This is a genomic window from Sulfurospirillum sp. hDNRA2, assembly GCF_024206095.2.
Taxonomy (GTDB): domain Bacteria; phylum Campylobacterota; class Campylobacteria; order Campylobacterales; family Sulfurospirillaceae; genus Sulfurospirillum.
In genome coordinates this window covers 1,128,034-1,142,892 of sequence record NZ_CP159800.1, presented here as the reverse complement: position 1 = coordinate 1,142,892, position 14,859 = coordinate 1,128,034, and the positions used below count along the sequence as shown (strand labels likewise).

Genomic DNA, 14,859 nt, shown 5'->3' with positions numbered 1-14,859 from the left:
TAAAAGGAGAGAGATGAAAACGAAAAGTTTGTATATTTCATCGCTAGCACCCGCGGCCGGTAGTTTGGTCGTAGCGATGGGTATCATGGAGCTTTTAAAAGGACGTCTAGGCAAAGTTGCTTTTTTTCGCCCCGTCGTTGCAGACGACAAAACGGTCGATAAAGATATCGAGTTTATGCTTGAACATTATGCCTTGGGTATGGACGTTCATGAAATGGTCGGTTATAGCGTTCACGAAGTCGAGAGTTTGGTTGCCGAAAACAAATATAACGAAGTGCTTGAAACGCTGATCGATAAATTGAAGAATTTAGAGAGCCGGTACGACTTTGTATTGATTGAGGGATTAAACCAATCCAACTTTTCGCCGACGATCGATTTTGATATTAATCTCTCCATCGCCAAAAACCTTAGTAGCCCTTTTATTAGCGTTTTAAAAGGTAAAGGTAAAAACGTTAAAGAGGTAATCGACGAAATTCATATCGAAGCCGAAGCCATTAAAGCGGCAGGTTGTCAGCACTTTGCGACTTTTGTCAACCGCTTAGGCGAAACGGAATGGGAAGCGCTTAAAGAGCTGACGCAAAAAGAGTCCTTACAAGAAGCGCCTCTGTACTTTTTACAAGAGATTCCCGAACTGGATACGCCTACCGTCGCCGAAATCAAAAAAACGTTAGGATGCGTTCATATCTACGGAGAAGAAAAAGATTTACGCCGCGTGGTCAAACAAAGCAAAATCGCCGCTATGAAACTCGATAATTTTTTAGAATACATCGAAGACGGCGATTTAATTATTACCTCGGGCGACCGATCCGATATTATCGTAGGATGCTTAAGCACCGTTTTTTCAAACAACTATCCGAATATCTCGGGTATTTTACTCACCGCAGGTATGATGCCGCACAAGTCGATTAACAAATTGATTGCGGGATTTAAAGACCTTTCCATTCCCATTTTAAGCGTCGACGAGGGTACGTTTACCACTGCCGTCAACGTTGCCAACGTGCCTGCCCGCATTACGCCGCAAAGCGTACGTAAAATTGCGCTTGCTATGGGACTTTTCTCGTCTAATGTCAATATTGAAGAGATGCATCGCTCTATCAATATGCCTTCTTCCGCAAGCTCGATTACACCGGTAATGTTTGAATACGCCTTGTTCGAAAGAGCACGAAGAGATCGCAAACGCATTGTTCTTCCGGAGAGTAACGACGAACGTATCTTGCGAGCGACGGAGATTTTGCTTCGACGCGACGTTGCCGATATTATCTTACTCGGTGTCGAAGAAGAAGTACGACAGAAAAGTGCTACGCTAGGGCTGGATATTAGCAAAGCGACGATTATCGATCCGCTCAACTCTTCGCTTATGGACTCTTTCGTTACCTCTTTTTACGAGATGCGTAAAGCCAAAGGCTTAACCCTCGAAGTCGCTAAAGACAGTATGATGATGAAAAATTACTTCGGTACGATGATGGTGTATTTGGGACATGCCGACGGTATGGTTTCCGGTGCGATTCATACGACGCAAGAAACGATTCGTCCGGCACTTCAGATCATTAAAACCAAACCGGGTATTTCCATCGTATCAAGCCTCTTTTTTATGTGTTTGGATACGCGCGTTTTAGTTTACGGCGACTGTGCCGTTAACCAAGACCCCAATGCGGAAGAGTTAGCGCAAATCGCTATCTCGTCTGCCGATACGGCAAAAATGTTCGGTATTGAGCCGAAAATTGCGATGCTTTCGTACTCTACGGGAGATTCCGGCAAAGGCGAAGAGGTCGAAAAAGTACGCTTGGCGACCAAAATCGTCAAAGAAGCTCGTCCCGATCTTTTGGTCGAAGGGCCGATACAGTACGATGCGGCAATCGACCCGATCGTTGCAAAAACAAAACTGCCTAATAGCCACGTTGCGGGGCAAGCAACGATTTTCATTTTTCCGGATCTCAACACCGGTAATAACACGTATAAAGCGGTTCAGCGAAGCTCCGGAGCCGTTGCTATCGGTCCGGTACTTCAGGGATTACGCAAACCGGTCAACGACTTAAGCCGAGGCTGTTTGGTTCCCGACATCGTCAATACGGTTGCCATCACGGCAATCCAAGCGCAAAGCGGCGAAGGGGAGGCTCAATGAAAATCTTAGTGCTCAATGCGGGAAGTTCTTCAATTAAATACCAATTAATTAACATGGAAAATTATGCCGTCATTGCCAGCGGCTTAATCGAGCAAATCGGGGAAAACTCTTCGCTTGCACGTATTAAATACCTTGACAAAGAGGGTGCTGAACAAAAAATTGAGCATAAATTGCCGATTCCAAACCATGAAATCGCTTTAAAACTCATGAGCGCACTTTTGATCGAATCGAGTGCCATTCACGATTTAAACGACCTTGACGGAATAGGGCACCGCGTCGTGCAAGGCGGCTCTTCTTTCCGTGAACCCGTAATCGTCGATGAATGGGTCGCCTCGGAAATCGAACGTTTGATTCCATTGGCGCCGCTTCATAATCCGGGGCATTTAGCCGGTATCAAAGTCTCTTTGGAACAAAGCCCCAGCGTTCCGCAAGTCGTCGTATTTGATACGGCGTTTCACGCGACGATGCCCCCGCATGCTTACATGTACGCAATTCCTTATCATTATTACGAAGATTTAAAAATCAGACGCTACGGTTTTCACGGAACTTCGCATCGTTTTGTCGCAAAAGAGGCGGCAAAATTTATGGGCAAAAAGCTTTCTCAACTTAACGCAATTACCTTGCACTTGGGAAACGGCGCAAGCGTTAGTGCGATTCAAAACGGGCAGAGCGTCGATACTTCTATGGGGTTAACACCGCTTGAAGGATTGATGATGGGAACGCGAAGCGGCGATATCGATCCGGCCGTTTTATTTTACCTTGCACGAAAAGAAGGGTTGGATATTGAAACCTTAGATCGCGTCTTAAACAAAGAAAGCGGTCTCAAAGGCATTTGCGGTATCAATGACATGCGAGAAGTCGGGCAAATGGCAGAAGAGGGTAACGAAAAAGCTCAATTGGCATTGGAGATGTTCAACTACCGCATCAAAAAATACATCGGTGCCTACAGTGCCGCATTAGGACGCGTCGATTGTATCGTCTTTACCGGAGGTATCGGAGAAAATGCCGTCAACGTTCGTGCTAAGAGTTGCGAGAATCTGCAAAATCTGGGTATCGAAATCGATCCGATTCTCAATCAAAAACGTTCTTCGCGTACCATGCAAATTAGCACAAAAGAGAGCTCGGTGACGGTACTGGTCATTCCAACGAACGAAGAGTTAGAGATTGCCCTACAGACGCAAGAAGTCATTTTGGCACACAAACAAAAACATCACTAAAGAAAATGACATGTAAGAGAAAATCTCTTACATGTCATTTTTACGCCAACATGGTTTTTGCGATAAGATTAATGCGTTTTCCATCCGCCACGCCGGCACATTCGCTTAAAATAACCGGCATCAATTTTCCGATTTCTTTCATAGAGCTAATGCCTAAAGCGGCAATATGCTTTTGAATAATAGCTTTCAGCTCATCATCGCTTAATTGTTGAGGCAAATAACTTTTAAGCAGTGAAGCTTCCGCCGTCTCTTTTTCAACAAGATCGTTACGTCCGGCTTCTTGAAACGCGCTAATCGCATCTTCGCGTTGTTTGAGAGATTTTTGGATAATTTTCATAATATCCTCGTCGCTCAACTCTTTGCGCTCGTCAACTTCGATTTGTTTGAGGGCGCTCATTAAAAAGCGTATCGCGTCGCGTTTAAAAGCATCTTTGTTTTTCATGGCTTCTTTCAAGTCGTCTTGAAGTTTCATTTTTAATTGAGACATCTTTTTCTCCTGTATTCATACAATGTGAAATGTAAAAGGTATTTTATAGTTTATATTATAAAAAACGCCCATAAAAAAGGGTTGTTAACGATAAAATGACTGTCATAAATATTGAACGGCTATAGACGTGCCCTATTAATATGTCATATTTGTATTGGAAACTATAATTTCCAAACTAATTAATTTGAAGTTTTTATTCGAGATTTAAATGAAAAAACGTTAGTATAAGTCACTTATTTCAATAAAAGCGACGTATCGATGAAATACCCTTTGGATTGTGAAAACTCGTTTAACGACACTTACCTTTTTTGGCTTGTACGATTCATCAGAAATAAAATTACGTCCCTTTCAAATCGGCATGTTAAAGATAAGGATCGGCTAGCGTTGATTCTCCAAAAGCTTTCGAAAAATCTCTATTCACTTGAGGCGTTAAAACCGCTTATCAAGGAAATTCGCAATATCGGTATCAACAGTATTCACGTCTATTTTATTCCTCTTGAAAAATTATCGCTCTTTTTAAACACTTACGGAGCTTCCTCAATGCGAGAGATAGACGAAGAGTTATTAAGTGACTTTTTAGCATCCGAAACGGCTAATCTATCGGATGCGACTAAAAAAAACTATCGCATTGCACTCATCTCCTTTTTCGGATTTATCGATAAACAAAATGCAGACGAAACCGGTAATGCCTTTCGATACGGAATCGAGCTCAAAAATTGGGGCGGACTGGGAGGTAAAAGCGGTACGAAACTCCCCTCTTTTATGAATCAGGAAGAAGCTCAACGCTTTATTGAAGGTATCGATGCTTATCCTTTCGATGTCAAATCAGCCGCTCGAAACCGCTTGATTATCAAAGTAATTTTGTATACGGGAATCAGGGTCAGCGAAGCCCTTCATATTCTTATCAAAGATTTTGTCAAAGACGGAAACGCTTACGTAATTCAAGTGAGAGGAAAAGGCAACAAACCTAGAGTCGTCATGATCAAAGAAACGATTATTCAAGAAGATTTACGGCTGTGGCTAGCCTCCAAAACATGTGATAACGGCCTTTTATTTTGCAACCACAAAGGTAAGGTATTAACCCAAGCATACGTCAGTCGACTTGTTGAAAAAATTCTTTTACATGTCGGTATTCGTAAAAATAAAAACGGAGCGCATATGTTACGACATACATTTGCCACGTTGCTTTATCAAAAAAGTAAAGATTTGATTTTAGTACAAGAATCGCTTGGGCATGCAGACATTAATACGTCAAGAATTTATACGCATTTCGACAAAGACCGTCTCACGAAAACAACGGATATTTTTTAAAGAATAGCCGCGTGGATATAAATGCGGCTATTTTTTCAATAAGTGCTTTTTAGAGTCCTAAGCATTGGCGTTTAAAATACTCTTTACCGACTTTACAAAGCGGACAGGCGTTAGGTGCGCGTTTACCTCGATGAATGTGTCCGCATACCTCACAGACCCAAATCTCTTCTTCCTCCTCATCGCTAAAGAAACCGTCTTCTCTCATCGCATCTTGTAAGGCTTTGTATTCGCGTTCATGTTCGACTTCGACTTTACCGATAGCGTTAAAAAGGCGCGCAAGTTCTTTATGTCCTTCGTCTTCCGCAATCTTCGCAAAATTCGGATACATTGTCGTATGCTCGTAGTTTTCGCCCGCCATTGCGCTATCCAAGTTTTTAAGCGTTAATTCCGTTTCCGCACCGTCTACGAGTTTATGATACGCTTTAAATTCTGCGCGCGCATGCCATTTTTCATTCTCCGCCGCTTCTCTAAAGTGACGCGCAACCGCATGCCAGCCCTCTTCTTGTGCAATATCCGCAAAAAGATCGTACTTATTTCTCGCTTGCGATTCACCGGCAAAGGCTTTCATTAAATTGACAGCCGTAAGATCTTCGGTAATACAGCTCATTTCTTGACCGCAACAGGTAAGCTTTCCGCCTCCGACATTTTGCACTTCAACCTCATTACCGCATTTGCTACATTTATACGTTTCGTACTGTCTCATTGTTTCTCCTTTTGGGTTTTGATGATAGTATCTTAGAGCAATTTAACTTATAAAGAAATAAATATCATATAATAAATTTTATTATTTAAAGCATATTTTATGTATTATTATATGTAAAATATGGCATTTTAGCACTTTTTGTACCTATTCGAAAGATTTTTAACGATGCCGTATACGGTAATAACGATCCAAAAAATTTCAATTAGAAACGACCCTAAATTAAAATGAACGTATAACGAGACGATGAGTGCAACGGCTCCCGTTAAATTTAAAAGCTGATACGTCAAAGAATGCACGTCGCATTTACCGATTTGCAACAAAAAATAAGCAAGAACGATACAGAGCATTCCTCCAAATCCAAGCCATTGAAACAGATCCATCTCGATATGCGCCATTTATAAAATCCCTTTATTTTTAAAAAATGTTTCGATGCTTTTAAGCGAAAACGCCTTATCGTAGGTAAAGAGCTCTTGCCACGTTTTGCCTTCTAAACATGCTTTCGTATCGATGCGGTACTTGCTTTTTGCCGCATGAACAAATTCTATCGCCGCACTCAAAAGTACGGCATACTGTGCCGCCGTTAGATGTTTTAAAAGATCGAACAAACGGTAATAATTGACCATCTTTTTACTTGATTCCTCGCCCATACGTAGCGACCAGATTCGTCCGGCAAATTCGTGCTGATATTCAACGCCGTTTCGCACTTCGAGCGCAAAAGCGCGAAAGCCTCGCATGAGGTCATCTTTGGGAATATAAGAGTCGATAGTATAAAAAAAGAGATAAACGCAAAGCAAGAAGAGTTCTTCCGGGCACGGAGCATATTTTTTAATTTCGGCACACGTCTCTTTTTCAACGCAAAGTTGCATCCGAAGATACGCCAAATGTTTCACACGCCAATTTTCTTTTTCTTCTGCCCTCTTCTGCCACTCGATTAAGGTAGGTCGAGGAATTGAAAAACGCTCTACTAAAGGCTTATAAGAGATTTGCATCGTAAAATCCTTAGTCGAAATACATCATTTTATAATTTTATTTAAAATATTTCAATACTGAAGGCAAAACGCAACCGTGAAGCAAAGAGATGTATATCATTACTTTATTTTATAAAATAATGATATACTGTTTATTAAATCAAATCTGAAAATGTTTCAAAAAAATCGGGTCGTTTTTGACAAGACCTCGTTCAATCAGGCGTTGAATGATCATAGGATCGCATACGGTGTCCTCAGGCCACTCTCTGGTATAGCCTTCAAGTTCCGTTTTCGTCGTTGCGTCGATGCCGATCAATTCACCGTCGATAAAAATGTCGCGCAACGCATCGATATTATTAACCGTACGCCAAATCAACATGTAAGCGTTATCGACGTTGTTGGAAGCATCATCGACGATGACAAAAAACTTGATATGCTCTCTAAAAGCTTTAAGGGCTTCAAAAACGTCGTGTGCGTTTCGTTTTTTCTCAATTGCTAAAACACATATCGGCGTCTTCGTATGGATTTTATATTGTTTTAAAGCTTTGACTTCGGGAACAAGCGTGGTAACTTTGAGCCATAATTCTTGATCGCTCAGTAACGTTCTTACGCCAGTTTCCACCGCTTCACCCGTCGCATCGACCCCAAGTTTTCCGCCGAAAAGCGCATTGGGCGAAGCATGATCCAAGGCATCGCAAACGCCTTCGCTGATCAACAATCGTTTGGCACACACACGGTTTAAAATATAATCGCTGATTTGCTCATAATCGTTAAGATCCGGTGCTTTTTCGTCGACAAAAAGCGCATGCTTGACAAAGCTCATCTGCCCTACACCCCAAAACGCATGCATAAACTGTTTGGCATGCCCCGGATAAAGTACGTTCATCTTGGCTAAAATGAGATTATGAAAGACCCCGTTTTCAGGCATATTGTAGTCGATCAGATCAGGTGCGGTGGTCTTGAGAAGCGGTAAAAAAATACGCTCGGTCGCCCAGCCCATGTATTTGTCTTCCAAAGGAGGCTTACCCACTACGGTGGCTTGATAGATCGGTTTTTCTTTAGCGGTAATGCAACTCACGTCCATCACGGGATAAGGCTCTTTAAGCGTGTAGTAGCCCGTATGGTCACCAAACGGCCCTTCGATTTCCATCACGCTTGGATCGACCCACCCTTCAATCACAATGTCCGTATCTTCGGGAATATAAATCGGATTAGTCAACGATTTGACCAAACGCGCGTTTTGATCTTTGATGAAGCCGTAAAGTAAGAGTTCAAACATACCGATGGGCATTGGTGCTTGACCGCACCAAATATACAAAGGATCGCCTCCGATAGCCACGGATACAGGCATTTTTTGCCCTGCTTTTTTGTACTCATGGAAAAAATGTGCGCTGTCTTTGTGAATCTGCCAGTGCATTCCCAAACGATTTTTACTATAGACTTGCAGGCGGTACATGCCTAAGTTTTGTTTCGTACCGTCCAAACTTTGCGTATAGACCTGCCCCATCGTGATAAACGGTCCGCCGTCTTGCGGCCATGTCGTTAATATCGGTAAATCGTAAAGATCGGGTTCTTGGTAGATTTTTGTTTGACATGTACCTTTTTTGGAAAGGCGTTTTGGAAGTGCATTTTTAAGGTTGAAAAGCGTTCCAAGCATGCCGAGTTTATCCATAAACGATGAGGGCGGTTTCATATGCATCAACGATTCGATTTGCTTGGCAACCGCGTCGGGATGTTTTCCGAAAATGAGTTCGGTCGCCCTCTTCGAGCCAAAAACATTCATCAACACCGGCATATCAAAGGCTTTTCCCAAACGTTTACTGACGGGTTTGGTGAACAACAGTGCCTTTGAATCCTCTTTTTTCACTTCAATGTACGCTAAATGAGGAATTTCAAGGTCAATATCAAGTTCATCGTCGATGACACGTAGCAAATCGTTTTGGCGGAGCAGTGCAATCACGCGTTCCATACGTTTTCCTTAAAAGACTTCGTTGAGTGCCATTGCTTCGGCACGCTCTAAAAGTGCTTTCGCTCCACGCTCCAGCACGCTTTGCGCCAATGCTTTGCCGACGTTTGCATACTCGGCACGTGTCGAGGTGATCGATTCGCTCATCATTTCAGAACCGTCGGGCATTCCTAAAATCGCTTTGACATGTAAGTTTTCGCCTTCAATTTCGGCATTGACTCCGATGGGGACTTGGCAACCGCCTTCCAAAATCGTTACAAAATCGCGTTCTACGCGCGTTTCAATGATCGCATTTTGATCGTTCAAGACCGATACCAAACGTTCAACTTCGGGATCATCGACGATTTCGATACCCAAAGCGGCTTGTCCGGAAGCAGGAATCATCACGTCTTTGGAAATAGGAACAAAATGAGCCACTTCATGTGCCAATCCCAAACGGTTAATGCCGGCACTCGCTAAAATAATCGCGTCAAATTCGCCCTCTTTGAGCTTACGAATGCGTGTATTAACATTGCCGCGAAGGTTTTTGATCACAAAATCGGGGCGAAGTTTGAGCAATTGCATTCGACGTCTTAAACTCGTCGTTCCGACAACCGCACCGTGAGGTAAAGTCTCCAAGGAGGCGTATTTTTCGGAAAGCATCGCATCGCGCACGTCTTCGCGCTTAGTGATAACGCCCAATTTTAAGCCCGTAGGAAACTCCATCGGAACGTCTTTAAGGCTGTGCACGGCAATGTGCGCTTCGCCTCGAAGCATCGCTTCTTCCAACTCTTTCGTAAAGAGTCCCTTACCACCGATTTTGGCTAAGGGCGTATCTAAAATTTTGTCGCCTTTGGTCATCATAACGGAGAGTTCAACCTCTAATCCAAGATGTGCTTTTTCCAGCTCCGCTTTCACGTGTTCGGATTGCCAAAGGGCTAGTTTACTGCCGCGGGTTGCAATGATTAGTTTTTTCATTTGGACTCTTTCATAAACGTTTTATACACTTTTTTCGTATCGTCTTTTTTTCCGTCGATATAAATCGTCGGCGTAGCATTAACCATCATCGTCTGAGCGAAAGCAAGATCGTCGTTCAAGCGCTTGAGAATAGAGGCTTGGTTAATTTCTTGGAGCGTAAAGCGTTTGTTAAATGTTTTATTGAAAATATCTAAAATCTTTTGTTCGTCTTTTTCTTGAATATCCAAATACGCCTTATAGACTTTTTGCGTGATCGCTTTATCGCCCTTCTCCTCGGCTAAGAGTATCGCTTTCACCAACGTAGGAGACGCCGGATGAATCGAAAGCGGGAAGTGATAGTAAAAAAGTGCAAACGTTTCAGGATTTTTTTGAACATCCTCAATCACTTCGGGTACGAAATCCATGCAAAACGGGCATAAAGGATCGCTAAAGATGACCAACTTATGCGGTGCGTCGAAATTGCCTACAAGAAGATGCTCTTTATCATAGGCTTTTGCGTCCATATCGAGTGAAAAACGACTTTTAATGCTTCGTTTACTTCCCAACGCCGTAAAATCTTTGCTAAACAACACGCCGTCGGAGAAAACAACGTCGCTAAGCGATACGGTCTTACTGCCGTCTTTAAGCTTCAAATCGAGACGCACGAAATAAGCCGTCCATCCGGCGATCTCTTTGAGCGGTTCTTTTTTGACGATCGTCGCTTTTTCAAGCGTATAGTTTTCGTTATTACTCACGGCTTGTTCTAAAAAAGCGAGTACCTTTTGATCGGAGGATTCTTTCTTTTCCGCCGCCGCAAAGAGAGAAAGGTTACTTAAGAGTGCGAGAATCGTCAATAACTTCAACATCGATAATTTCATCGTGATTTCCTTTGCTAAAATGGCGAGGCGTCGTTTTTTCCTCGCCGACATGTAAAAGTTTGGAGACAATCAGCGTCATCATAGAGCTAAACTGAAGTAAAAGTCCTACGATATCGCCTAAAAAACCGGGTAAAATCAATAAAATCGCGCCGACGATCGTCCAAAGATTCAAACGTTGAAACGACGACAGGCTAATCTCTCCTTGCATCAAAGCGTTCATGTTCTGCATCAACGTCACGCGCATATTGGCGAGAATGATTAACCCGACCAAGGCGGAAAAAACCATCTCGACAAACGTTGCTACCGCGCCGATCCACGAGGTCATATTGACTGTTACGACCACTTCCAAGAACAGATAGATTAAAAAATATTTCACGCGAGAAGCTCTTTGAGCGCGGCATAAGCGTCTTCTTTTTTGACGACGGTTTTGTCCAATGTTTTGCGCTCGACGATCTCGACGAAACCTTCTTCCAGCTCTTTACCGACAATCAAGGCATACGGAAAACCGATCAATTCGAAATCTTTCATTTTAAAGCCGAAACGTTCGTTACGATCGTCCCATAAAACGTTCACGCCTTCATCTTGAAGTTTCGTATACATGGCTTCGGCAAATGCGTTTTGTGCCTCGTCTTTGCTATTGGAAACAATAATATCTAAGACGTAAGGTGCGGTTTGTTTGTTCCAAATACATCCTTTATCGTCATGGCTGGCTTCAATCATCACGGCAACCAATCGGCTTACGCCGATACCGTAGCAGCCCATATAAAACGGTTGTGCTTTACCGTTTTTATCCAAGAACGTTGCACCCATCGCTTTGGCGTATTTTTGTCCGAGCTGGAAAATATGCCCGACTTCAATTCCTTTGGTTACGTGAAGTACGCCGCCGCAGCACGCGCATCGATCGTCGGCATGAACGGAGATCAAATCTTTATAACGCTCTTCTTTAAAATTAAACATCGAAACGCCGACGAAGTGGTAATCGACTTCGTTTGCTCCGCAGATCAGATTTTTTGCTTCTTTGAGTTCGAAATCGATGTAAAAACGGACGTTTTCCAAACCGATCGGTCCGATAAAGCCGGCGTATAAACCCGCTTTTTCAACCTCTTCCAAGCTTGCGTCGACCAAATCCAAAGCACCGCACGCATTTTGCGCTTTCGTCTCTTGAAGTTCGTCGTTGCCGCGAACGAAAAAGACGACCACTTCTTCTTTGTCGACATAGATTGCTTTTTTTACGACGGCTTTAATACTGTAAAACGGATCGACTTTGAAAAAATCGCTGACATCGTCAATCGTCTTCATATCGGGTGTTTTAAACTTTCCAAAGTTGGCTTCGGGTGCTTGAGCGTTCGTCGTTTTAGGTGCCCGTTTTGCCGCTTCGACGTTGGCGGCGTACGCACAACTTTGACATACGACGATGTCGTCTTCGCCGTTTTGCGCCAGCACCATAAACTCTTTGCTACCGCTTCCGCCGATGGCGCCGCTATCGGCTTCGACCGCTCGAAAATCAAGCCCCAAACGCGTAAAAATTTTAGTATACGTTTTTTCCATCACGTCGAACTCTTGTTTCATACACGCTTCGTCTTCATGGAAACTGTAACCGTCTTTCATCGTAAATTCGCGCCCGCGAAGCAAGCCAAAACGAGGTCTGGCTTCGTCGCGAAATTTCGTCGTGATTTGATACAAATGAAGCGGAAGCTGTTTGTAGCTGTTAATGCGGTTGCGAACGATGTCTACGACCACTTCTTCGTGTGTCGGTCCTAAAACGAACTCGTTGTCTTTGCGATCTTTAAAACGGCATAACTCTTTACCGAAAACATCGTAACGCCCGCTTTGTTTCCAGAGTTCCGCAGGCGTTACCACGTCCATTTGGATCTCTTGCGCTCCGGTTTTGTCCATCTCTTCTTTGACGACGTTTTTAATCTTATCAAAGACGATTTTTCCCATCGGTAGGAAGTTATACAGTCCGCTTCCGACTTGTGAGATAAAACCGCCGCGCACCAAGTACTGATGGCTAGGAAGCGTCGCATCTTTAGGCGCATCTTTGGTCGTCGGTGCATAGAGTTTGGAAAATTTCATTTCAGTACTCCCATTTGGTATTCACATTTATAAAGATTGAGTTGTTTGGTTTGGTCTTCGTTAATATCAAAAATATATTGAACCGCTTGTACGATCGTGTCGGCTTCGGGTTTTTCGGCGACGTCTTTAAGATTTTTCGTTGCGGAGTGTAAAAAAGAGTTAAAAGCGTGGTGCAAGACTTTTGAGACTTGATCTTGTAACTCTTCGGGAATATACCCTTTTTTGACTGCCCGATCCAACTCTTGCATCGAACAGGTTTTGGCATGATCTCGAATCTCTTTAATAATCGGATCGACGCACATACTCTGTAACCATTTAAAAAAGTCCATAGTAGCGCGCCCGACGATACTGTAGGCGACTTTTGCCTGTTCTTCGCGAAGCGACATGTTACGGTTGACGATCTCTTCCAAATCGTCGACGGCAAAAACATGCAAATGGGCATGCTCGTTCACGTCGATGTCGCGCGGAACGGCAATATCGAACCAATAACGCGAGAAATCCCTCTCTTCGACCATATCGTCGGTAATCACGCTATGCGGCGCGCCCGTCGCCGAAAAAACCAAACGGTAGCGATTGATAAATTCCGTCAGTTTCGCATACGGTGCTACGGTGGCAAGTTCGCCCAATTCGTTCGCCAACTCTTGCGCACGCTCGATGTTACGGTTAATAATAATTAAATTGACCCCGCTTGCGATCAGATGCTTTGCCGCTAATTGACTCATTTCCCCCGCTCCCACGATCAATGCGGTGAGTCCGCCTAAATTACCGAGCAAATCTTTGGCTTTACTGACCGCAACGCTCGAAACGGAAACGGGACTTTTGGAAATATCGGTACGACTGCGAACCTCCGCCGCACAACGAAACGCATGATGCATCGCGCGACCGAGTTTTTGAGCGCAGAAGTTGTGTTCAAACGCATATTTAAACGCGTCTTTAAGTTGTCCGGCGATTTGGGTTTCACCGATAACCAAGCTGTCTAAAGAAGAGCTGACGGTGAAAAGATGATGAATCGCACCGTTGTCCTCATACACGTCGGCTCTTCCTTCCAAATCTTCTCGTGCAATACCCGATACGTGCGAGAGCAGATCAAAGGTATCGCTTAAAGCGGAAGAGATGTCCGAGACGCTGGCGATGATCTCGACGCGGTTACATGTCGAAAGTAAGATAACCTCGTTCACCGCAGCGCACGCTTTCAAAGCCGTCATAAAATGAATGCTTTTTTCTTCGGAGTTAAACGCCAATTTTTCCCGAACTTTAATATCGGTATTTTTATGGGTAAAACTAACTGTCATATAATGCATTAAAATTTCCTCTCTATCATCTCTCGCATAATCGCGCCGAGTCCTACGTCTTCTTCGTTTGAAATCACATGTAAGGCTTCGTATCCAAGCTTTTTCGCAAACGAAAGGGCATCTTCAAGTCCTTGCGTTTCAGCCATCTTTTGTTTAATCCACGCACTTTGCGTTTCGTCCAAAGGCTTCGCAAACAGTGAAAGCAAAACGGAACGATCTTTTGCGTCTAATTTTTGGTACGTATACAAATAAGGCAACGTCGTCTTACCCTCTTTAAAATCGTTCAAAGAAGGCTTTCCAAGCGTCTCGCTCGATTGGGTAATATCTAAAATATCATCGATAATCTGGAACGCCAAACCCAAGTTTCTTCCGTAAAGAGCGTAAATATCGGGATTTTTGCCTGCAAGAATCGCCGCAGAAGCGGCAGATGCTTCAATTAAAGAAGCGGTTTTTTTATAAATCATGTCCATATAGCGTTCTTCATCCGCATTGAACGCATCGGCAAGTTCAACGTCCAAAAGCTCGCCCACCGAAAGAAGCGAAACGGCGTTAGAGATCGTAAAAGCAATTTTTTGAGGTAAAAACGTCAGTGCACTAAACCCCTTGGAATACAGAATATCACCGAGCATAATTGCGGTTTTATTGCCGAAAAGCGCGTTCAAGGAAGCTTCTCCGCGTCTGGTAAACGCATCGTCGATAACGTCGTCGTGCAGTAAACTCGCGGCGTGAATCAACTCGACGATCGCCGCCAAACGAATAGACTCTTCGCTTGCGCCCGCAATTTTTAAAATCAACTTCGCGCGTAATCGCTTACCTTTTGGAACTTGATGAAACAGTTCAACACTTCTCGCATCTTTTAAAGAGGCGACCATTTCCAGCATCGCATTTTCGACTTTTTCCAGC

14 protein-coding genes are annotated in these 14,859 nt (G+C 43.6%); 3 read left to right on the top strand and 11 right to left on the bottom strand.

The window, feature by feature from the left end; translation table 11 throughout:
- Positions 1–13: 13 nt before the first annotated feature.
- Positions 14–2,122: a phosphate acetyltransferase gene (gene pta, locus NL930_RS05800; protein WP_039672582.1), complete on the top strand. Its 2,109-nt coding sequence runs from the start codon at positions 14–16 to the stop codon at positions 2,120–2,122.
- Positions 2,119–3,339, top strand: a complete 1,221-nt coding sequence (locus NL930_RS05795) for an acetate/propionate family kinase (protein WP_254375969.1) — start codon at positions 2,119–2,121, stop codon at positions 3,337–3,339. Before pta ends, NL930_RS05795 begins: the two co-directional genes overlap by 4 nt.
- Positions 3,340–3,379: 40 nt before the next feature.
- Here NL930_RS05795 and NL930_RS05790 read toward each other — a convergent pair whose 3' ends face one another.
- Positions 3,380–3,826 carry a GatB/YqeY domain-containing protein gene (locus tag NL930_RS05790; protein ID WP_254375968.1) on the bottom strand — a complete coding sequence of 149 codons (447 nt, stop codon included), beginning with the start codon at positions 3,824–3,826 and terminating at the stop codon, positions 3,380–3,382.
- Between the two features lie 258 nt (positions 3,827–4,084).
- On the opposite strand from NL930_RS05790, the gene NL930_RS05785 reads away from it, so the two are divergent.
- Entirely contained in the window at positions 4,085–5,137 is a 1,053-nt protein-coding gene (locus NL930_RS05785) for a tyrosine-type recombinase/integrase (protein WP_254375967.1), read from the top strand.
- Between the two features lie 49 nt (positions 5,138–5,186).
- Here NL930_RS05785 and NL930_RS05780 read toward each other — a convergent pair whose 3' ends face one another.
- The 10 genes from NL930_RS05780 to NL930_RS05735 form a co-directional block, all read right to left on the bottom strand.
- On the bottom strand, positions 5,187–5,840 hold the full coding sequence (locus tag NL930_RS05780) for a ferritin family protein (RefSeq protein ID WP_254375966.1): 654 nt from the start codon (positions 5,838–5,840) through the stop codon (positions 5,187–5,189).
- 128 nt (positions 5,841–5,968) lie between these two features.
- Positions 5,969–6,235 carry a hypothetical protein gene (locus NL930_RS05775; protein WP_254375965.1) on the bottom strand — a complete coding sequence of 89 codons (267 nt, stop codon included), beginning with the start codon at positions 6,233–6,235 and terminating at the stop codon, positions 5,969–5,971.
- Positions 6,236–6,829 carry a hypothetical protein gene (locus tag NL930_RS05770; RefSeq protein WP_039672594.1) on the bottom strand — a complete coding sequence of 198 codons (594 nt, stop codon included), beginning with the start codon at positions 6,827–6,829 and terminating at the stop codon, positions 6,236–6,238.
- 139 nt (positions 6,830–6,968) lie between these two features.
- The gene (locus tag NL930_RS05765) at positions 6,969–8,777 is read right to left on the bottom strand and encodes a menaquinone biosynthesis decarboxylase (protein ID WP_254375964.1); all 1,809 of its coding nucleotides are present in this window, start codon (positions 8,775–8,777) and stop codon (positions 6,969–6,971) included.
- A gap of 9 nt (positions 8,778–8,786) precedes the next feature.
- Complete coding sequence (gene hemC, locus NL930_RS05760; RefSeq protein ID WP_254375963.1) at positions 8,787–9,731, bottom strand: hydroxymethylbilane synthase; 945 nt, start codon at positions 9,729–9,731, stop codon at positions 8,787–8,789.
- Positions 9,728–10,588 (bottom strand): thioredoxin domain-containing protein, encoded by an 861-nt coding sequence (locus NL930_RS05755; protein ID WP_254375962.1) that lies wholly within the window; start codon positions 10,586–10,588, stop codon positions 9,728–9,730. Before NL930_RS05755 ends, hemC begins: the two co-directional genes overlap by 4 nt.
- The gene (locus NL930_RS05750) at positions 10,539–10,964 is read right to left on the bottom strand and encodes an FxsA family protein (RefSeq protein WP_039672600.1); all 426 of its coding nucleotides are present in this window, start codon (positions 10,962–10,964) and stop codon (positions 10,539–10,541) included. Before NL930_RS05750 ends, NL930_RS05755 begins: the two co-directional genes overlap by 50 nt.
- Complete coding sequence (locus tag NL930_RS05745; RefSeq protein ID WP_254375961.1) at positions 10,961–12,664, bottom strand: proline--tRNA ligase; 1,704 nt, start codon at positions 12,662–12,664, stop codon at positions 10,961–10,963. Before NL930_RS05745 ends, NL930_RS05750 begins: the two co-directional genes overlap by 4 nt.
- Entirely contained in the window at positions 12,661–13,965 is a 1,305-nt protein-coding gene (gene hemA, locus NL930_RS05740) for a glutamyl-tRNA reductase (RefSeq protein ID WP_254375960.1), read from the bottom strand. Before hemA ends, NL930_RS05745 begins: the two co-directional genes overlap by 4 nt.
- Positions 13,965–14,858 carry a polyprenyl synthetase family protein gene (locus NL930_RS05735; protein ID WP_256497210.1) on the bottom strand — a complete coding sequence of 298 codons (894 nt, stop codon included), beginning with the start codon at positions 14,856–14,858 and terminating at the stop codon, positions 13,965–13,967. Before NL930_RS05735 ends, hemA begins: the two co-directional genes overlap by 1 nt.
- Position 14,859 lies beyond the last annotated feature (1 nt).